This window comes from Saccharothrix hoggarensis (assembly GCF_052936025.1).
Genome location: NZ_CP193624.1, coordinates 3,595,200 through 3,614,702 on the forward strand (window position 1 = coordinate 3,595,200; position 19,503 = coordinate 3,614,702).

Sequence of the window (19,503 nt, forward strand, 5' to 3'; positions counted from 1 at the left end):
GTCACATGACCAGCCTGCTCGAACGGCCGGCGCCGGTCGCGTCGCCACCGCCCCGGCGGCGGCGGGCGGCGCGGCTGCCCGGGCCGTGGACCTACGCGGCGCTGATCGCGGTGATCGCCGGGTCCGCGTTCCCGGTGTACTGGTCGCTCGTGGTGTCCTCCCAGACACCCGACAAGGTCGACAGCGTGCCGCCGGTCCTCGTGCCCGGCGGCAACCTGTTCGCCAACATCGCCCGCGTGTTCGACCAGTCGGACTTCGCCCTCGCGATGATGAACTCGCTGGTCGTGGCCGGGACCATCACGCTGTCCGTGGTGTTCTTCTCCACCCTCGCCGGGTTCGCCTTCGCCAAGCTCCGGTTCCGCGGCCGGTCGGCGCTCATGCTCCTCGTGGTCGCCACCCAGGCCGTCCCGACCGAGCTCGGCGTCATCCCGCTCTACATGATGATGAGCGACTTCGGCTGGGCCGGCGAGATCCACGCGGTCATCGTCCCCGGCCTGGTCACCGCGTTCGGCGTGTTCTTCATGCGCCAGTACTTCGAGCGGGCCGTGCCCGACGAGCTGCTGGAGGCCGGGCGCATGGACGGGTGCAGCTCGCTGCGCCTGTACTGGCACGTCGTCCTGCCGGCCGCCCGCCCGGCCGCCGCCGTCCTCGGCCTGTTCACCTTCATGCAGGCGTGGAACGACTTCTTCTGGCCCCTGGTGGTGCTCACGCCGGAGAACCCGACCGTGCAGACCGCGTTGTCCACCCTCGCCAGCGGGTACACCACCGACTACACCCTCGTGCTCACCGCGGCGACGATCGGCACCGTGCCGGTGCTCGCGGTGTTCCTCCTGTTCGGCCGCCAGATCGTCGGCGGCATCATGCAAGGAGCACTCAAAGGATGACCGACTTCCCCCAAGGGTTCCGCTGGGGCGTCGCCACATCGGCCTACCAGATCGAAGGTGCCGTGGACGCCGACGGGAGAGGACCGTCCATCTGGGACGCGTTCGGCGCGGTGCCGGGTGCGGTCGCCGGTGGCGACACCGGAGCCGTCGCGTGCGACCACTACCACCGGATGCCGGAGGACGTGGCGCTGCTCGGCGAGCTGGGCGTGGACGCCTACCGGTTCTCGGTGGCGTGGCCCCGCGTCCAGCCGACCGGCTCCGGCCGGGTCGAGCCCCGCGGCCTCGCCTTCTACTCCCGGCTCGTCGACCAGCTGCTGGAACGGGGCATCGAACCGTTCCTCACCCTCTACCACTGGGACCTGCCGCAGGCGCTCGAGGAGCTCGGCGGCTGGCGGTCCCGCGACACCGCGCTCCGATTCGCCGAGTACGCCACCGTCGTCCACGACGCCCTGGGCGACCGGGTGTCCAAGTGGACCACGTTCAACGAGCCGTACGTCTCGTCGATCGTCGGCTACGGCGAGGGCAGGCACGCGCCCGGCGCGCGGGAGGGCCACGGCTCCCTCGCCGCCGCGCACCACCTGATGGTGGCGCACGGGCTCGCCGTGGAGGCCATGCGAGGCACGCCGGGCCACCAGTTCGGCATCGTGCTCAACCAGTCGCCGTCGACCCCGGTGACCTCCTCCGAGGCGGACGTCGCCGCGGCGCGCCGGCACGACCTGCTGCTGCGCCGCCAGTTCACCGAGCCGCTGTTCGCCGGCCGCTACCCGGAGGACTACGCCGAGACGTTCGCGGGCGTCACGGACCTGTCGTTCCGGAAGGACGGCGACCTGGCGCTGATCTCCACGCCGCTGGACTACGTGGGCATCAACTACTACTACCGCCAGCACGTGGCCGACGCGCCGCACCGCGACCCGGACCCGGCGACGCGCACGTCGATCGACATCGGCATCGACACCACCCGCCTGCCGGACGTGCCGCGGACCGCGATGAACTGGCCGGTGGAGCCCGCCGGGCTGACCGAGACGCTGGTGGGGCTGAAGGAGCGGTACCCGGACCTGCCCCCGGTGTACGTCACCGAGAACGGCTGCGTCTACCCGGACCGGCCGGGCTTCGACGACCAGGACCGCATCGAGTACCTGCGCGCCCACCTCGCGGCGGCCGGCGACGCCGTCGCCGCGGGCGTCGACCTGCGCGGCTACTTCGTCTGGTCGTTCCTGGACAACTTCGAGTGGGCCCACGGCTACAAGCACCGGTTCGGGCTGGTCCACGTCGACTACGAGACGCTGGTCCGCACCCCGCGGGCGAGCTTCCACTGGTACCGGGACCTGGTCGCCGAGCAGCGGGCGAAGGTGTCCGCCGCGAGGTGACCCGCGGTGCCACCGTCGCGCGGAGGCGCGTCCGCGCGACGGTGGCGTGCGCCCGGCCGGACCGCGCCGGTCGTCGTGGGGCGGCTCACCAGGACGGCCACGGGTTCGGCTCGCACGCCTTGCCGTCCGGGACGACCACGACGCCCTGGTCGCTGCCCGCCGTGATCGCCGCCAGCTCGTCGTTGTCCGTGCTCAGCGTCTGCTGCATCATCAGCGGCGCCGGGCCGCCGTCGACGGGGCACACCTCGTGGCCGAAGCCGAGGAAGTGCCCGACCTCGTGGTTCACCGCGTAGACCTGGTAGTCCCGCAGGTCGCCGTCGTACGTGTGCGCGCCCCGGAACCAGCGCGCCGTGTTCAGGTGGACCGTCGACCCCACCCGGCACGACGTGTCGAACGGCATCTCGAACCCGCACAGCGCCCGCGCGGTCTGCTGGGACGTCAGCCGGATGCGCAGGTCCGGCTCCACGTCGCCGCCGACCCGCCGGAACGCGTACCGGACCGACCACCCGCGCGGGTGCCGCAACGCGTGGTCCACCACGGCGGCGAACGCGTCGTCGCCGTTCGGCAGCGCCACGCCGTCCTCCACCTCCACGGTGTAGGCGAACCCCGTGCCACCGGCGGCGGACGGCGGCGGCACGACCCGCCACGTGCCCGTGCCGTGCTGCGGGAACGGACGGCCGGGCGGCAGGTCGGCGGCGGACCGCAGCGCCGCGAGCGGGGGCGTGTCCACCGACCGAGGCTCCGGGGGCGTCGACTCGGGCGTGGACCCCGGTGCCGATCCCGGCGTCGATCCCGGCGTCGACGTGGCCGACGCGGTGCCGCCCTCAGGCCGTGCCACGGTGGCCGGCCAGGACGCCAGCGCGGCGTCCAGCGCCACCACCGTCATCGTGGCCAGGCACAGCGCGGTCAGGTAGGGGACGAGGGGAGCGGGCCTCATGTGGGCTCCAGGCCTGCCGAGTCGTAGGTGCACGCCGCGTTCCACAGCAGGAACGACGGCGCGCCGGCGTCCGTCGAGGCGGCGGTCTGCGCCTTCACCTCGCCCGGACCGTAGGCGTGGCCCAGCGAGAACGCCTGCAGCCACGGGATGACCGTCGCGCCGGTGCCCTGGGTCAGGCGCACGAAGTCGGCGACCGACGCCTTCACGATGTCGTACGGCCGGGCGTTCGGGTTGTCCACGCCGTACTCGCCGGGGCCCCAGTGCGACGGGTAGACCATCGGCGCCACGTAGTCGACGTGCGCCGACAGCGCCGGGATGTCCTGCGCCACGTCCGTCGGGCTGTGCGCGGCGATGCCGAACACCGACGCGCCCAGGTACGCGCCGAGCGGGCGGACGGCCGCGCGGTTGTCCCGCAGGAAGTCCACTATCGACTGCTCGGGCGTCGTGGTCAGGCCGGGGAACACCATCTGGCTGATCGGGCCGTCCGGCCGGCGCACGTAGTCGTACAGGATGTCGTCGAAGCCGAGCGCCGCCGCCTCCTTGGCGATCGCGATGTTGTACTCGCGCACCTCGGGGTTGGCGAAGTTCGTGAACGCGTACTGGCCGTAGTGCGCCGACCAGGCGCCGCCGGACGCGTTCTGCGACACCCGGTCGCGCGCGCCGGACTGCCACGACGCCTTGCCCAGCACCGGGTCGCGGAACGCGACCAGCCTGCCGACCACCCGCAGCCCCAGCCCGTGCAGCTGGTCGAGCACCGCGCGGGCGTCGTAGTAGTTGCGGTTCGCGCCGATCTGCCGGGCCAGCGGCACCTGCGAGTCGTAGCCGATCTCGCCGCTCTCGTCCTTGATGTCGAGCTGCACGGTGTCGATGCGGCCCTCGCGCGCCATCGCCAGCACGGGGTCGCGCAACGACGCCGTCGCCCAGGCCGCCGCGCTCATGTGCACCGCGCGCATGCCGGGGTGGGTGACCCGCACGGCGACGTCGTGGTGCTTCGCGTTGCCGGCGGCGTCGTTCGCCTCGACCCGGAGGCTGGTCGGCACCGTCGACAGGGACGCCTCGAACCGGCCGTCCTTCACCGGCACCTGCCGGTCGCCGACCCGCACCGAGTCCGCGCCGTCGGCGGTGCCCTTCACGGTCACCGGCCCGCGCGGCGACTTGGCCTCGACCACGTCGACGTTGAGCGCGGGCGGGGTGGCGTCGACGGTGAACCGGCGCTCGACCTCGGCGGCGGGCAGCCACGGCAGCGGGTTCGCGGCGCGCACGGAGAGGGTGTGCGTGCCCTCGCTCAACCGCAGCCCGGCCAGGGTGATCCGGCCGTCGGCGCGGCGGGCCTCCACCGGCTGTCCGTCAACGTGCACGGTCACACGATCCAGCGCACCGGGGTCCGCGGTCGTGATGGACACGCTCTCGACACCCGAAGGGGTGACGACGTTCCCGTTGCCGAACTCCGCCACCGCGAGGCCGGTGCCGCGGCTGTGGACGATCGTCGTGACGACCCCTGCCACCAGCAGCAGGACCACGACGCCGACCACGGGTATCAGCACGCGCTTGACGGTGCGAGGTGGGTTCGGGGGTGACTCCGACATCGGACGGCTCCGATCTTGGCGTGGCATCAGCAAACAGCGGCTAGCCGCGTCCCCGGCCGTCAAACCCAAGGTCATCCGAAGGGGTGTACCCCGGTTTTGCCAGGCCACTCACGCGCAATCATCGCCTTGTGAACACAGAGTCGCCGAGGCCCGTCGCGGCCGTCGTGGCGCTCGTCGCGGCCGCGTGCTGCGCGTGCGGCGCCCAGCCCGCGGAGCCACCGGACCGGGCCGCCGCCGCCCTCAGCGCGGCCGCCTCGCCGCCGCCACCGTCCACGGAGTCGTCCTCCGCCGCGCCTGACCCGGCCGCCGTGAAGGCGAACGAGCTGGGGCAGGTGCCGATCCTCATGTACCACCGGCTCGTGGAGCAGCCCACGTCGGTGTACGACCGGACGCCCGCCGCGTTCCGCGCCGAGCTGGAACGGCTCGCCGCCGAGGGGTACGTGCCGGTGACGACCGCCGAGTACGCGACCGGCCGCATCGACATCCCGGCCGGCGCGCACCCCGTCGTCCTCACGTTCGACGACGGCGACGCGACCCAGTTCGCGCTCGGCCCGGACGGCCGGCCGGCGCCGGGCACCGCGATCGCGATCCTGCTCGACGTGGCCGCGAAGCACCCCGGCTTCCGCCCCGTCGCCAGCCTCTACGTCAACGCCGGCCCGTTCGGCTCGCCGGACGGCGCCGCGCTGCGGTGGCTGCGCGACCACGGGTTCGAGATCGGCAACCACACCCGCGACCACACCAACCTGGCCCAGGCGGGCGACCATCAGGTGCAGGAGGCGATCGCGCTCGGCCAGCGCGAGATCCAGAAGGCCGTCCCGGACTACCGCGTGTCGAGCCTCGCGCTGCCGTTCGGCGCGGTGCCCACGAACGCGTCGCTGGCGTTGCGCGGGGCGTTCGACGGCACGTCGTACGAGTACGCGTGCGTGCTGATGGTCGGCGCCGGCCCGGCGCTGTCCCCGTACCGCGCCGACTTCGACCCGGGCGCCACGCCGCGCATCCGGTCGCAGGACGCGACCGGCGACGAGGCCCGGTACGGGTCGACGGTCTGGCTCGACCAGCTCGCCGCCGCACCGGACCAGCGGTACACGTCCGACGGCGTGGTCGACCGGATCTCGTACCCGACGTCGGCCGGCGCGGCCCCCGCCCTCCGCTTCGCGGACCGCGCCGTCGCCTACTGACCCGTGCTCAGGCGGTCGCCCGGGCGTGGTTGCGAAGCGCCACGGCGGCCCGTTCGAGGCTGCCCAGGACGCCGGGCGGCAGCTCGTGGTGGCGGCCGACGACCTCCTGCGCCATCACCTGCATCGGCGCGGACTCCTCGGCCTCCACGACCGCGAGCACCTTGAACGCCGTGCCCGGCGGGAACACGACCCGTTCCTGCAGGACGCTGCCGAACGAGTCGACCACGGACACCTGCCGGCCGGTCACCGACCAGAGCAGGAACTCGACCCGCCCGTCGACCGGCACCGCCGGACCGGCCACGGTGCTGAGCAGGCCGCGTTCGACCAGCACGTCACCCGTGCGGAACCGGCGCGCGTCGCCCCAGCACACCGTCACGCCCTGGTGCGTCGGCAGCCGGCGCAGACCCGACACCACCGCCGCCGCGTAGGGCCACAGGCGGCCGAGCTTGCCCGACCGCAGGGCCTCGACCACGATCTCCTCGTCGTGCTGCAGGCACGCCGACACCGCCGCCAGGTCCGTGACCACGGCCTCGAACGCCTCGGGGTCGTCCGGGCGTTCCGCGATGTGCCGGCACGCCACCGCCGCGTGCGTCCCGTACCGCTCGCCGAGCATCCGGCGCACGGCGTCGCGTTCCTGCTCGGTGCTGCTGTGGTCGGGCGGGACGACCTCGTCGCCGACCTGCTCGCCCCACACCGGCGCGGGCGAGTCGGGCAGCGGCCCGTCCACGCTGAGCGGCACCGGCTCGTCCACCGTCACGCGGGGCGGCTCCTCCTCGGCCACCGGCGGCCGGGGCATCGGCGTCGGGTCGCAGAACACGACCTTCAGCAGGCGGCGCACCTCCGGCTCCAGCCGTTCGACCAGCGACGCGCCCGCCACGGCGACCGCGCCCGCGGTCGTGCGGCCGGGCGTGCCGACGGTCAGCCGCGCCCACTCCGGGTCCACGGGCAGGGACCGGACCTCGGGACCGTTGTCCTCGGCGTCGCGCACCCAGAGCCCGGACGGCACGACCTCCAGCACGACGCCGCCCCCCAGGTCGAAGATCCCGGGGCCGCGCTCGACCAGGTTCGGCACCGGGACGCGGTAGCCCGAGACGACCGGCACGCCCGCCGGGGAGTACCGCACCTCCGTCACGTACGGCCGCCACGTCTGCTGGCCGCGCGGGTTCACCGCCACGACGGCCGCGCCGGTGCGCAGCGACCCCACCGGCAGGCCCGTGTACAGGGAGATCGGCTCGCCGAGCTGGTCGGCGACCGCCTGCGCCTGGTGCTCCCCGCCGTACCAGACGAGCCGGACCCGCGACCGCGCCGCCGAGGGCAGGCCGCCGAGCAGCCGGCACACCTCGTCGATCGGGATGGCGGGCTGGCCCGGTCCGCCGATGACGACGGTCAGCACGTTGTCGCGGCACGGCAGCCCGACGACCGCCCGCACGTCCGGCGCCTGCAGGTCGAACGGGGCGCGTTGCGCGCGCAGCCACACGCCGGCCGGGATCGGCTCGGAGATGCCGACGTCGCCGGTCGGCCACGGGGTGTTCGGGTCGACGGCCTCCCAGTTCGGGACCGGGAAGCGGCGGCCCATCGGCGTGGGGGAGGCGCCGGGCAGGAAGCGCAGCCAGCAGCCGTAGCCGCCGTTGCCCGCGACGAACGCCGCGCCGGGCACGGTGGTGACCGCGCCGTCCGGCGCGACGACCTCGGCCTGGAGCTGTTCGGCGAGCCACTGGGCGGGCGCGGTCGGCCGCATCGAGCCGGAGTGGGACGTCATCAGGCGCACCGGGCCGCGACCGTGCAGCGCGGTGGCCACGGCGGGCCAGAAGGCGGTCTCGTCGCCGTTCGGCGGGTCGATCACGACGACCGTCCGGCCGCGGTCGACGGGCAGGCTGCGGCCCAGGGCGATCGCGGCCTGGCTCGGGCCGCCCGGTGGGCCGACGACCAGCGTCGCGCCCGCGAACGAGGCGGAGAACTGGGCGGTGGGTGCGGGCGGCGGCGGGGGAGGGGGCGCCGCCGGCGCGGGTTCGAGCTCGGCCACGGGTTCCACCAGCGGGGCACGCTCCTTCGGTGCGGCACGTCGGAACATCAAGGCGACCGATCACCTCCAGGCACGACAGCGCGAGGGACGGCAGCACTCTACGCGGACCCAGTCCGGACGAGGTCCGGCCCACCTGCCGGGACGGTCCACTGTGGACCCGACAAGGGCGCCCACCAGCGCCCCGAACGCCACGTGGTCGGCCCACTGCCCCCATCGAGGCAATGCCCGGACCGCCGGCGCCCGCCGCCCGACCACCTCCAAGTCGATCACCGCGATCGCCAGGCCGGCCAGCGCGCCCCGCCGGGCGTCCAACGGCCACCGCTGGTCGACCAGCGCCAGCACCCCGGTCCACCAGCCCGACACGACCAGGTGCACCACCAGCCCCCGCACCACCCCCGTCCCGCCCGCCAACGTCGCCGCGGCACGGGTGGACCGCACCACGTCATCCCCCATCACCACCGCGTGCACGGTGGAAGGCACCCCACCCCCCCACCGCCCCGACCACCCAGGCCAGCGCCAACCGCCCCAAGCCCCGCCGCCGGACCGCACCCACCCAAGCCCGCCACCACACCGCCCGAACCCGCAGAGCCAACCCCGCCACCACCTCACCGCCCGCCGCCGCCCACTGCCGCCTGCTTCACTGCCCGCCGCCGCCCGGCTCGCCGCCCGCCCCGACCCCTGCCCCGCGCCTCGGGTGACCGCACCGAACGCCCGGTCAACGCCGCATCGACCGCGCCCAGATCCGCAGTGCTGACGCTGCCCCCCGCTCCCAGGCCGGCCAGACCGACCCGGTGCCGGCCCGGTCAGACCGGCCTGGCGCCAGCCCGGCCATGCCGATCCGGTGCCGACCCGGCCACCTCCGTCATGCCGACACGGTCGTGCCGACACGCACGGCCTAACCGCACGCAGCGCCCTACCTTTGCGCGGCCCGCCCGCTCCGCCTCACCCCCCGCGCAGCCCAGCGCCTGCCGTGCGCCCTCCCGCGCGCCCTCCGCACGTCCTGCGAGAACCCGGCCCGGCCCTCCCAGGTGCGCGCGACGACGTGACCATGGTTATATCTTCGAACTTGTGTTCGACTCCGGCAAGATCACGATAGGATGAACCAGCCGAGGACGTGCGTTGACGTGTGCGGTCGACCGGGCGGCTCCCGCTGTCGGGTGGTCCACCGGGCAGCGCGCCCGACGCCTCCCGGACCTCGGGCACCGGGCCGGGCTCGCGCGTTCCTCGGTTACCGTGAACCCGCTCGACGCACGCCACGACCTGGGGAGAACGACCCGGTGACCGCTGAGATCCTGTACGGGGCCGACGACCTGACCCACCTGGAGGGTCTGGAGGCGGTACGCAAGCGCCCCGGCATGTACATCGGGTCCACCGACAGCAGGGGCATCAACCACCTGTTCGCCGAGGTGGTGGACAACTCGACCGACGAGGGCGTGGCGGGCCACGCCACCAAGGTCGTGGTCACCCTGCACGCCGACGGCAGCGTCCAGGTCGACGACGACGGTCGGGGCATCCCCACCGGCACGCACGCGAAGTCGGGCCTCTCGGGCGTCGAGCTCGTGCTGACCCGGCTGCACGCGGGCGGCAAGTTCGGCGGCTCCGGCTACAAGACCTCGGGCGGCCTGCACGGCGTCGGCGCGTCCGCCGTCAACGCCCTCTCCCACCGCTTCGACGTCGTCGTGCGCCGCGAGGGCAAGACGCACGAGATGTCGTTCGCCCACGGCGTCCCCGGCGTGTTCGACGGCCCCGGCCCCAAGGCCGCCTTCACCCGCCAGTCGGGCCTGCGCGTCACCGGCCGCACGAAGCGCACCGGCACGTCGATCCGCTACTGGTACGACGCCCGCTACTTCGAGAACGGCGCCGCGCTCGACGTCGAGGGCGTCCGCACGAAGTTGCGCAACACCGCGTTCCTGGTGCCCGGCGTCACCTACGTCCTCCGCGTCGCCACCGACGACTCGATCTCCGAGGAGACGTTCCACTACCCGGGCGGCCTGGTCGACATGGTCGAGCACCTCGCCCCGTCGAGCGAGAAGCCGGTGTCCGGCACGCTCCTCGTCACGGGCACCGGGGTCTACCACGAGAACGCGGCCGACGAGAACGGCGTCATGCGGTCCAAGGTGGAACGCCACGCCGAGGTCGAGATCGCGTTGCGCTGGGGCACCGGCTACGAGCGCACGGTCGAGTGCTTCACGAACACGATCCGCAACGTGCACGGCGGCACGCACCGCCGGGGCTTCGAGCGCGCCGTGCTGAAGTCCGTCCAGGACGCGATCGGCCGTACCAGGGGCCTGCTGAAGCCCAAGGAGGACCCGCCGATCCTGGACGACGTCCTGGAGGGCATGACGGCGGTCGTCCACGTCCGCATCCCGGAGCCCCAGTTCACGTCGCAGACCAAGGACGAGCTGTCGACGGCGGGCATCACCAAGGTCATCCTCGGCATCGTCGAGAAGCACATCAAGGCGTGGACGGAGGACCGCCGCACGAAGGCGGAGGCCAAGGTCGTCCTGCAGAAGGTCGTGGACGCCGCCCGCGTCCGCCTCACCCAGAAGCACCAGAAGGACGCCGCGCGCCGCAAGACGGCCCTCGAAGGCGCCGCGATGCCGCCGAAGCTGGTCGACTGCCGCTCGACCGGCGTGGCGCGCAGCGAGCTGTTCCTCGTGGAGGGTGACAGCGCGCTCGGCTCGGCCCGCATGGCCCGCGTGTCGGAGTACCAGGCTCTCCTGCCGCTGCGCGGCAAGATCCTCAACGTGCAGAAGGCCAGCCTCGCCGACACCCTGCGCAACGCCGAGATCGCCAGCATCGTGCAGGTCCTCGGGGCGGGCACCGGGCGGACGTTCGACCTCGCCACGATGCGCTACGGCCGCGTGATCCTGATGGCCGACGCGGACGTCGACGGCTCGCACATCCGGACCCTGCTGATCACCCTGTTCGCCAAGTACATGCGGCCGGTGATCGAGGACGGCCGGCTGTTCGCCGCGATGCCGCCGCTGCACAAGGTGATGACCAAGGGCCGCAACCCGGAGACGCACTTCACCTTCAGCCAGCGCGAGATGGAGCAGAAGGTCGCGAGGCTGGAGAAGGCGGGCAAGACGGTGGTCAAGCCGGTGCCCCGGTTCAAGGGCCTCGGCGAGATGAACGCGGACGAGTTGTGGGAGACCACGATGAACCCCGCGACCCGCTCGGTGCGCCGCATCACCATGCACGACGCCGAGGCCGCGGAAGCCGCGCTGGAGCTGCTGATGGGCGAGAAGGTCGAGCCGCGCCGGGCGTGGCTCGTCGAGTCGGCCGCCCGGGTCGACCAGTCCGCGATCGACGTCTGAGACGCCTGACAAGAGGGAACGACCGACCATGGCACGCCGCAAGACCCCCACGACCAGGGTCGACCCGTCCGCCTTCGACCGCGCGGGCGCCCAGGTCTTCGACAACTCGCTCACCACCGAGATCGAGGACTCGTACCTGGAGTACGCCTACTCGGTGATCCACTCGCGGGCCCTGCCGGACGCGCGGGACGGCCTCAAGCCGGTGCACCGCCGCATCCTGTTCTCGATGAACGAGCAGGGCTACCGCCCTACCAGCCCGTACGTGAAGTCCTCGCGCGTGGTCGGCGACTGCTTCGTCCGCGGCGCGCTCGTCTCCACCCCGGAAGGGCTGCGGCCGATCGAGGAGATCGAGCCGGGCGACCTCGTCCTGGACGGGCGGGGCGAGCCGGTCCCGGTCACCGCCGTGTACCGGAACCCGGTGTCCGAGCTGGTCCGCGTCACCTGGTCGGACGGCCACTCGATGCTGGTCACGCCCGGCCAGCGGTTCCGCACCGGCGACGACCCCGCCGACTGGACCGACGCGAGCTGGACCGCCGCCCGCGACCTCGTCGGCACGCGCACGGCCGGCTTCGGCGCGGAGCGCCACGCGAACCTCCTCGCCGACGGCGACACGTCCGGTTTCGTGCTCGGCCTCGTCGCGGGCGCGGGCGACGTGCTGGCCGACGGCCGGGTGCGGCTGGAGCTGGCCGACGTCGACCCGATCGACGTGGCGCACGGCTGGGCCATCGCGCACGACGTGACGGTGTCGCGCGACAAGGTCGAGACCGCCGAGCGCCACCGCCACACCCTCACGTTCGACCGCCACCCCGGCCTGACGGCGGCGGCGACGTCCGACCGGCTCGACGCCGTGCTGCGCGACCGCTCGGCGTGGACGCCGTTCCTCGCGGGCCTGTTCCTCGCGGTCGGGCACGTCCGCGACGGCCGCGAGATCGTGCTGCCCGGCGGCGAGGCCGAGTACGCCGTGCTGGCCGACGCGGGCCTGCGCGCCCGCCGCGACGCCGGCGCCCTGACCGTGACCGGCCGCGACGCCGCCGCGCTCGCCGTGGCGCTGCTGCGCTGGACCGGCGTGGGCCCGCGCCAGGACGGCCTGGTGCAGGTCATCCGCGGCGCGAGGCATGCCGCCGACCAGCCGTTCCCGCAGGTCGTGTCGGTGGAGCCGGCCGCGCCGGACACCACCTACGACATCCAGGTCGGCAGCGCCGAGCACGCGTTCGTGGTGAGCGGGTTCGTCGTGCACAACTGCATGGGCAAGTACCACCCGCACGGCGACACCGCGATCTACGACGCGATGGTCCGCCTGGCCCAGGACTTCTCGCTGAACACCCCGCTGGTCGACGGGCACGGCAACTTCGGCAGCCCGGACGACGGCCCGGCCGCCAGCCGCTACACCGAGGCCCGGATGTCGCCGGCCGCGATGCTGCTGGTCGGCGAGCTGGACGAGGACACCGTCGACTTCCGCCCGAACTACGACGGCTCGCTGCAAGAGCCGTCCGTGCTGCCCGCCGCGTTCCCGAACCTGCTGGTCAACGGCACGTCGGGGATCGCGGTCGGCATGGCGACGAACATGATCCCGCACAACCTGGGCGAGGTCGTGGCGGCGGCGCGGCACCTGGTGGCGCACCCGGACGCGTCGCTGGACGAGCTGATGGGCTTCATCCCCGGCCCGGACCTGCCGACCGGCGGCGTGCTGCTCGGGCTGGACGAGGTGCGCAAGGCGTACGAGACCGGGCGCGGCGTGGTGCGGATGCGGGCCAAGGTCGAGACCGGGCTGCTGGAGGGCAGCCGGGGCCGGCAGGCGATCACGGTCACCGAGCTGCCGTACGGCGTCGGCCCGGAGAAGATCATCGAGAAGATCACCGACGAGGTGACGAAGTCCAAGCGGCTGACCGGCATCTCGGACGTCAAGGACCTCACCGACCGCGAGAACGGCACCCGCGTCGTGATCGAGTGCAAGGTCGGCGTGAACCCGCAGGCGTTGCTGGCGGACCTGTACCGGCTGACGCCGATGGAGCAGTCGTTCGGCATCAACAACCTGGTGCTGGTGGACGGCCAGCCGCGCACGCTGGGCCTGAAGGCGCTGCTGGAGGTGTTCCTCAAGCACCGGTACGAGGTCGTCACGCGGCGCACGAGGTTCCGGCGGCGCAAGCGCGAGGACCGGCTGCACCTGGTCGAGGGCCTGCTCAAGGCGCTGCTCGACATCGACAAGGTGATCAAGCTGATCCGGGGCAGCGAGAACGCCGCCGCCGCGAAAGAGGGCCTGGTCAAGACGTTCAAGCTCTCCGAGATCCAGGCGACGTACATCCTCGACACCCCGCTGCGCCGGCTGACCCGCTACGACTCGCTGGAGCTGGAGGCGGAGCAGGAGAAGCTGCGCGGCGAGATCGCGGAGCTGACGAAGATCCTGGACGACCCCGAGGTGCTGAAGAAGGTCGTGTCCACGGAGCTGGCGAAGGTCGCCAAGGACCTCCAGCAGGAACGCCGGACGGTGCTGCTGGACGGTGACCTGAAGGAGGTGCTGGCGGCGTCGAGGCCGGCCGGTCCGCTGGAGGTCGCCGACGACCCGTGCCAGGTGATCCTGTCCGCGACGGGCCTGGTGGCGCGGACGGCGGCGGAGTCGGAGGAGTCCTCCGAGGCGCGGCGGCGCAACGGGCGCACCAAGCACGACGCGGTGGCGGCGACCGTGCACACGACGGCGCGCGGCCAGGTGCTGCTGGTGACGAACCGGGGGCGGGCGTTCAAGACGGACGTGCTGCCGCTGCCGGTGCTGCCGGAGCAGAGCGGCACGGTGTCGTTGAGCGGCGGCATGTCGGCCGGTGAGCTCGTGGACCTGGAGGCCGGGGAGAAGGTCGTGGGCATCGCGCCGTTGACCGACACCGAGTCGCCGGGCCTCGCGCTCGGCACGCGGTCGGGCGTGGTGAAGGTGTGCGCGCCGGAGTGGCCGGTGCGGTCGGACGAGTTCGAGGTGATCACGCTCAAGGAGGGTGACGAGGTGGTCGGCGCGTCGTGGCTGGCGGGCGCGGACGAGACGTTGGTGTTCGTGACGTCCGAGGCGTCGTTGCTGCGGTACTCGGCGTCCCTGGTGCGGCCGCAGGGGCTGCGCGGCGGCGGCATGGCGGGCATCAACGTCGGGTCGGACGCGCACGTGGTGTTCTTCGGCGCGGTGCGCACGGACGACGACGAGCACGGCGAGCCGATGGTGGTGACGTCGACTGGGCAGAGCGTGAAGGTGACGCCGTTCGCCGCGTACCCGGCGAAGGGCCGGGCGACGGGCGGCGTGCGGGCGCACCGGTTCCTGAAGGGCGAGACGGCGCTGGCGCTGGCGTGGGTCGGGCCGCGGCCGGCGGGTGCGGCGGACAACGGGTCGCCGGTGGAGCTGCCCGCGCCGGACGAGCGCCGGGACGGTTCCGGGCACGCCCACCCCGGTCCGGACGTCGTGGGCCACCTGATCGAGCGCGACTAGCGTCGTTATCGACAATCATTGTCGGTTAAGCTCGGTGGTGTGACGACACAGCTGAGCCGTGCGGACGCCGAGGACCTGCGGCGGAGTTGGGACGTGCGGCAGGAACCGTTCCTGCCGCACCGGGACGAGGCGTTCGCCGTGCTGGCGGACGTCGCGGTCGGACGCCGGGCGCTCGACCTCGCGGGCGGCACCGGCGCCATCGCGGCGCGGCTGCGCAACGACGACGTGACGCTGCTGGACGTCGACCCGGTGTTGTTGGCGATCGCGAGGGCCGCGCTGGGGGACCGGGTAGCGGTGCTGGCGGCCGACCTCGGCGTGCCGGGGTGGGACGCGGGGCTGGAGTTCGACGCCGTGGTGGCGGGCACCGCGCTGCACTGCTTCGCGCCGGACCGGCTGCGGGAGCTGTACCGGGAGGTCCACGCGGTGCTCGCGCCGGGTGGCGTGTTCGCCAATGCCGACCGGATGCCCGAGGGCGAGCCGGTCGCGCCCGACGACGGTGAGCCCGGTGGTGGTGAGCCCGGTGCCGCCGAGCCCGGTGACGGTCTGGCCGGCTGGCGCGAGTGGTGGGCGCGGGCGCTCGCGCACCCGGCCCTGGCCGACGCCGCGCGGAACCGGGTCGAGGGCGGGTCGGCCGACTTCTACCCGCCCGCGTCGTGGCACGTCGACGCCTTGCGGGCGGCGGGTTTCCGCGACGTCGAGGTGCGGTGGCGGCGCGGCGACACGGCGGTGGTGGTCGCCCGTCGAGCACGGGTGTGAGCCCTCGGGTCGTCGTCAGCTGCCGGCACGCGCCCCTGGTCACCTGGTGGCGAGGCACGCCAGCGGGTCACCCGGACCGGCCGAGGAAGACCGGGCCGTACCGGTCCACGTTGGCGTTGGGGTGCAGGATCGCGTGCAGGTTCAGCGCGTGGACGTCCCGCTGGATGCGGTGCAGGGCGGGGCTGTCCGCGCCGAGCACGTCGACCGCGTCCCTGGCCCGCAGGCACGCCTCGCCGAGGTCGCGGCGCACCAGGGCGCGCTCCTCCGGCGTCCACCTCCCGCCCTCCGCCGCCTTGCGGTCCACGGCGGTCGCGGCGCGTCGGGAGTGGAATTCGGCCTCGTCGGCGAGCACGGTCGCCTCCCTGATCCGGGCGGGCGACGACGGGGTGGACGACTGGGTGGCCGCCTCCACCGCGGCGCGGGCCAGTCCGGCGGCGGGCGCGCTGACCGTCGCGCACGCGGCGGGCAGGAACGGCGCGCGGAACATCGGCGCGGACGCGTCCGGGTGGGCCCGCAGCACGGGCGCCAGGCGCAGCACCTGTTCCGCCGGCACGAACACGTCGGTTGCCACCGTGGTGACCCCGCCGCTCGCACGCAGGCCGGTGGTGTGCCAGTCGTCGACGACATCGAGGTCCACCAGCGGGATGGCCAGCGCGACCGGTGTGCGGTCCGGGCCCAGCAGGGCCGCGTTGGTGGCCCAGTGGCTCTGCGGCGCGCCCGTGGTGAACGCCCACCGCCCGTTGACGCGCACGCCGCCGCCCACCGGCTCGGCGGTCGCGGTGGGGCTGAGGATGCCGGTGACCCGCACGTCGGGCTTGGCGAAGACCTCGCGCCGGACGTCGTCCGGGAACTGGCCGACGACCCAGGTGGAGATCGCCCACACCGCCGCGGTCCACGCCGCCGAGCCGTCGCCGCGGGCCAGTTCGGAGATGACGGCGACCACCGTGGTCAGGTCCGCCTCGTGGCCGCCGTGCTCGGCGGGCACCCGGAGGCGCAGCACACCGGCGTCCGCCATGGCCTCCAGCGCGTCGTCGTGCAGCCTGCGGTTCCGGTCGCCCCACGCGGCGTGGGCGCGCAGCACCGGGACTATCCCGGCGGCCCGCCGGACCAGCTCGTGCACCGTGCCTCCCCAGTCGGTGACCCGTGACACACACCTTGGCGTGGTCCGCGCCACCGGACAACACCGGAATAGCCAGAGACGCGGTACCGTTGTGCCAGATAGTTGAAAGCGCAACTACCTGAACGAGGAGTGGCCATGCAGTTCGGTGTCTTCACCGTCGGCGACGTGACGCCCGACCCCACCACGGGTCGGACGCCGACCGAGGTCGAGCGCATCAAGGCCATGGTCGCCATCGCGCTCAAGGCCGAGGAGGTCGGCCTCGACGTCTTCGCGACCGGCGAGCACCACAACCCGCCGTTCGTGCCGTCGTCGCCGACCACCATGCTCGGCTACATCGCGGCGCGGACCGAGCGGCTGATCCTGTCCACCGCCACCACGCTGATCACCACCAACGACCCGGTGAAGATCGCCGAGGACTACGCCATGCTCCAGCACCTGGCCGACGGCCGGGTGGACCTGATCATGGGGCGCGGCAACACCGGTCCGGTGTACCCGTGGTTCGGCAAGGACATCCGCGACGGCATCGACCTGGCCATCGAGAACTACCACCTGCTGCACCGGTTGTGGCGGGAGGACGTCGTCGACTGGCAGGGCAAGCACCGCACGCCGCTCCAGTCGTTCACCTCGACCCCGCGCCCGCTGGACGACGTGCCGCCGTTCGTGTGGCACGGTTCGATCCGCAGCCCGGAGATCGCGGAACAGGCCGCCTACTACGGCGACGGCTTCTTCGCGAACCACATCTTCTGGCCCAAGGAGCACTTCCAGCGGCTGATCGGCCTCTACCGCGAGCGCTACGAGCACTACGGGCACGGCGCCGCGCACCAGGCCATCGTCGGCCTCGGCGGCCAGGTGTTCATGCGCCGCAACTCGCAGGACGCCGTCCGCGAGTTCCGGCCGTACTTCGACAACGCGCCCGTCTACGGGCACGGCCCGTCGCTGGAGGAGTTCACCTCGCAGACGCCGCTCACCGTGGGCAGCCCGCAGGAGGTCATCGACAAGACGCTGACCTTCCGCGAGCACTTCGGCGACTACCAGCGCCAGCTGTTCCTCATGGACCACGCCGGCCTGCCGCTGAAGACCGTGCTGGAGCAGCTGGACCTGCTCGGCGAGATCGTGCCGACGCTGCGCCGCGAGTTCGCGGTCGGCCGGCCCGCCGACGTGCCCGAGGCGCCCACCCACGCGTCGATGCTCAAGGCAGCCGTCCGATGAGCAGCCTGCCGATGAACGAACGGCAGATGGCGACGCTCGCCGTGGTGCACGCCGGGCTCGGCTCGCCGTCGTCCACCCAGCTGCTCGCGACGCGGCTCACCGAGGCCACCCGGCGGCGCCTGCCCGACGTCGAGGTGCGCACCGTGCCACTGCGGGACGTGGCCCGCGACATCGCGGACAACCTCGTCACCGGGTTCCCCGGCGCGCGGCTGCGCGCGGCGGTGGACGACGTGGTCGGCGCGGACGCCGTGATCGCGGTGACGCCCACGTTCAACGCGTCCTACAGCGGCCTGTTCAAGTCGTTCGTGGACGTGCTGGACCCGGACTCACTGGCGGGCAAGCCGGTGCTGATCGGCGCGACCGGCGGCACCGAGCGCCACTCGCTCGTGCTCGACCACGCGATGCGGCCGCTGTTCGCGTACCTGCGGGCGGTCGTCGTGCCGACCGGCGTGTACGCGGCGTCGTCCGACTGGGGCGCGGCAGGCCTGCCGGCTCGGATCGACCGCGCCGCCGGTGAGCTGGCCGACCTGGTGACCGGCCGGGTGGGCCCGCGTCCCGCCGAGCGCTTCGTGCCGTTCGACCAGCTCCTCGCCGGGCGCTGACCAGCCCGGTCGCAGCGGGGCGGAAATCGGCTGACCGGTGATCGGACGCCCAATAGGGTTCGGCCCATGTCCGCCTCGCTGCACCTGGCGGTGCGCAACGCCGCCGTCCTCACGACCGGCCTCGCCCGCACCCGCGGCCACGACCTGATCACCCGCGCCGGGTTCCTCGCGATGAGCGGGCCGACCCTGCTGCGGGTGCTCGCGCTGCGGCCGGACCCCGACCCGGACGACGTGGCGGAGCTGGAACTGCTGGTCAAGCGCGCCGAGGCCCGCGTGGTGGTCGAGGACTCGTTCGGCGCGATCGACGGCGCCGCGCTCGGCCTCACGTCCCGGAACCTGCCGGTGATGATCCGGCCTCACACGCCCGTGCCGCCGCCCGACTTCGAGGTCGAGCGGGTTCGCACGCCGGGCGAGTGGGCCGTCGCCGAGCAGGTCGTGGTCGACGGCTTCCCCATGCCCGGCTTCCCGACCGGCAACGCGCTGCCCGTCGCCCTCCTGGACCGCGAGGGCTTCGCGGTCCACACGATCCGGCGGGACGGCGAGGTGGCCGGCGCGTGCCTGACCGTGGAGGCCGACGGCGCGGTGGGCGTGTACTGGGTGACGACGCTGCCCGAGCACCGCTCGCGGGGCGTCGGCCGGGCCCTGATGCAGGCCGTGATCAACGAATTCCCCGTGCCGATGACGCTCTCCGCCGCCAGGGCGGGCCGGCCGTTGTACGAGTCGCTCGGCTTTTCCGTCGTCACCGAGGCCGTCTGGTGGTCGAACGCCGGCTGATCGGCAGGGCCGCAACGGAATTCCGGCTTCCGGACGAGTGTCGCCGACGGTCGGCGCCGGTTCGTCGGGAATGGGTCGACCGCATTTCACGCACCCATCCCGCCCTATTCACGGCGAGGTCGTCCGAATCCGCCCGGTGGCGTCGAAAGGTGACCGCTTCACGTCCCGTGCTCACGTGGTGGGAAGCCCGGACGGGTGACCCGGGCGCGACACCGCGTGGTTTCCACACCGTGGGACACCTGGGCATACCCGGGACGGGGACGGGCCCCTCCGTGTGGGAGACTTCG

General features: G+C 73.4%; 14 protein-coding genes. 9 read left to right on the forward strand and 5 right to left on the reverse strand.

From position 1 onward, the window contains the following. Positions 1-5: 5 nt before the first annotated feature. Complete coding sequence (locus tag ACRAKH_RS16495) at positions 6-884, forward strand: carbohydrate ABC transporter permease (RefSeq protein ID WP_380723737.1); 879 nt, start codon at positions 6-8, stop codon at positions 882-884. Continuing rightward, positions 881-2,251: a GH1 family beta-glucosidase gene (locus ACRAKH_RS16500; RefSeq protein ID WP_380723738.1), complete on the forward strand. Its 1,371-nt coding sequence runs from the start codon at positions 881-883 to the stop codon at positions 2,249-2,251. Before ACRAKH_RS16495 ends, ACRAKH_RS16500 begins: the two co-directional genes overlap by 4 nt. An 85-nt stretch (positions 2,252-2,336) precedes the next feature. Here ACRAKH_RS16500 and ACRAKH_RS16505 read toward each other — a convergent pair whose 3' ends face one another. Further along, entirely contained in the window at positions 2,337-3,188 is an 852-nt protein-coding gene (locus ACRAKH_RS16505; RefSeq protein ID WP_380723739.1) for a DUF3152 domain-containing protein, read from the reverse strand. After that, positions 3,185-4,732, reverse strand: coding sequence for a putative glycoside hydrolase (locus ACRAKH_RS16510; RefSeq protein ID WP_380723740.1), 1,548 nt, complete (start codon positions 4,730-4,732; stop codon positions 3,185-3,187). The genes ACRAKH_RS16505 and ACRAKH_RS16510 overlap by 4 nt, the downstream gene beginning before the upstream one ends. Positions 4,733-4,902: 170 nt before the next feature. On the opposite strand from ACRAKH_RS16510, the gene ACRAKH_RS16515 reads away from it, so the two are divergent. Next, positions 4,903-5,952, forward strand: a complete 1,050-nt coding sequence (locus ACRAKH_RS16515) for a polysaccharide deacetylase family protein (protein WP_447009923.1) — start codon at positions 4,903-4,905, stop codon at positions 5,950-5,952. A 7-nt stretch (positions 5,953-5,959) separates the two neighbouring features. On the opposite strand, the gene ACRAKH_RS16520 is transcribed toward ACRAKH_RS16515, so the two are convergent. Next, entirely contained in the window at positions 5,960-7,975 is a 2,016-nt protein-coding gene (locus ACRAKH_RS16520; RefSeq protein WP_380723742.1) for a hypothetical protein, read from the reverse strand. Positions 7,976-8,035: 60 nt separating this feature from the next. After that, entirely contained in the window at positions 8,036-8,434 is a 399-nt protein-coding gene (locus tag ACRAKH_RS16525) for a hypothetical protein (protein ID WP_380723743.1), read from the reverse strand. A gap of 818 nt (positions 8,435-9,252) precedes the next feature. Between ACRAKH_RS16525 and ACRAKH_RS16530 the strand changes: the two genes are divergently transcribed. Genes ACRAKH_RS16530 through ACRAKH_RS16540 form a run of 3 tightly spaced genes read left to right on the forward strand, consistent with a single transcriptional unit; the run spans position 9,253 to position 15,511 of the window. Further along, entirely contained in the window at positions 9,253-11,295 is a 2,043-nt protein-coding gene (locus tag ACRAKH_RS16530; protein WP_380723744.1) for a DNA gyrase/topoisomerase IV subunit B, read from the forward strand. 28 nt (positions 11,296-11,323) lie between these two features. Next, positions 11,324-14,755: a DNA topoisomerase (ATP-hydrolyzing) gene (locus ACRAKH_RS16535; RefSeq protein WP_447009924.1), complete on the forward strand. Its 3,432-nt coding sequence runs from the start codon at positions 11,324-11,326 to the stop codon at positions 14,753-14,755. A gap of 39 nt (positions 14,756-14,794) precedes the next feature. Beyond that, positions 14,795-15,511, forward strand: a complete 717-nt coding sequence (locus tag ACRAKH_RS16540; protein ID WP_380728188.1) for a class I SAM-dependent methyltransferase — start codon at positions 14,795-14,797, stop codon at positions 15,509-15,511. A gap of 67 nt (positions 15,512-15,578) precedes the next feature. On the opposite strand, the gene ACRAKH_RS16545 is transcribed toward ACRAKH_RS16540, so the two are convergent. Further along, complete coding sequence (locus ACRAKH_RS16545; RefSeq protein ID WP_380728186.1) at positions 15,579-16,631, reverse strand: acyl-CoA dehydrogenase family protein; 1,053 nt, start codon at positions 16,629-16,631, stop codon at positions 15,579-15,581. A gap of 135 nt (positions 16,632-16,766) precedes the next feature. On the opposite strand from ACRAKH_RS16545, the gene ACRAKH_RS16550 reads away from it, so the two are divergent. The 3 genes from ACRAKH_RS16550 (at position 16,767) to ACRAKH_RS16560 (ending at position 19,216) form a co-directional block, all read left to right on the forward strand. Continuing rightward, positions 16,767-17,840 (forward strand): LLM class flavin-dependent oxidoreductase, encoded by a 1,074-nt coding sequence (locus tag ACRAKH_RS16550; RefSeq protein WP_380728183.1) that lies wholly within the window; start codon positions 16,767-16,769, stop codon positions 17,838-17,840. Positions 17,841-17,866: 26 nt separating this feature from the next. Continuing rightward, positions 17,867-18,442, forward strand: a complete 576-nt coding sequence (locus ACRAKH_RS16555; RefSeq protein ID WP_380728193.1) for an FMN reductase — start codon at positions 17,867-17,869, stop codon at positions 18,440-18,442. Between the two features lie 66 nt (positions 18,443-18,508). After that, a complete protein-coding gene (locus tag ACRAKH_RS16560) occupies positions 18,509-19,216 on the forward strand; it encodes a GNAT family N-acetyltransferase (RefSeq protein ID WP_380728181.1) in 708 nt (235 codons plus the stop codon). The last annotated feature ends 287 nt before the right edge of the window (positions 19,217-19,503 follow it).

Bases quoted from the DNA above. Each gene is read 5' to 3' on its own strand.
- ACRAKH_RS16495 (WP_380723737.1), top strand. From the start codon at position 6: ATGACCAGCCTGCTCGAACGGCCGGCGCCGGTCGCGTCGCCACCGCCC.
- ACRAKH_RS16500 (WP_380723738.1), top strand. From the start codon at position 881: ATGACCGACTTCCCCCAAGGGTTCCGCTGGGGCGTCGCCACATCGGCC.
- ACRAKH_RS16505 (WP_380723739.1), bottom strand. From the start codon at position 3,188: ATGAGGCCCGCTCCCCTCGTCCCCTACCTGACCGCGCTGTGCCTGGCC.
- ACRAKH_RS16535 (WP_447009924.1), top strand. From the start codon at position 11,324: ATGGCACGCCGCAAGACCCCCACGACCAGGGTCGACCCGTCCGCCTTC.
- ACRAKH_RS16550 (WP_380728183.1), top strand. From the start codon at position 16,767: ATGCAGTTCGGTGTCTTCACCGTCGGCGACGTGACGCCCGACCCCACC.
- ACRAKH_RS16555 (WP_380728193.1), top strand. From the start codon at position 17,867: ATGGCGACGCTCGCCGTGGTGCACGCCGGGCTCGGCTCGCCGTCGTCC.
- ACRAKH_RS16560 (WP_380728181.1), top strand. From the start codon at position 18,509: ATGTCCGCCTCGCTGCACCTGGCGGTGCGCAACGCCGCCGTCCTCACG.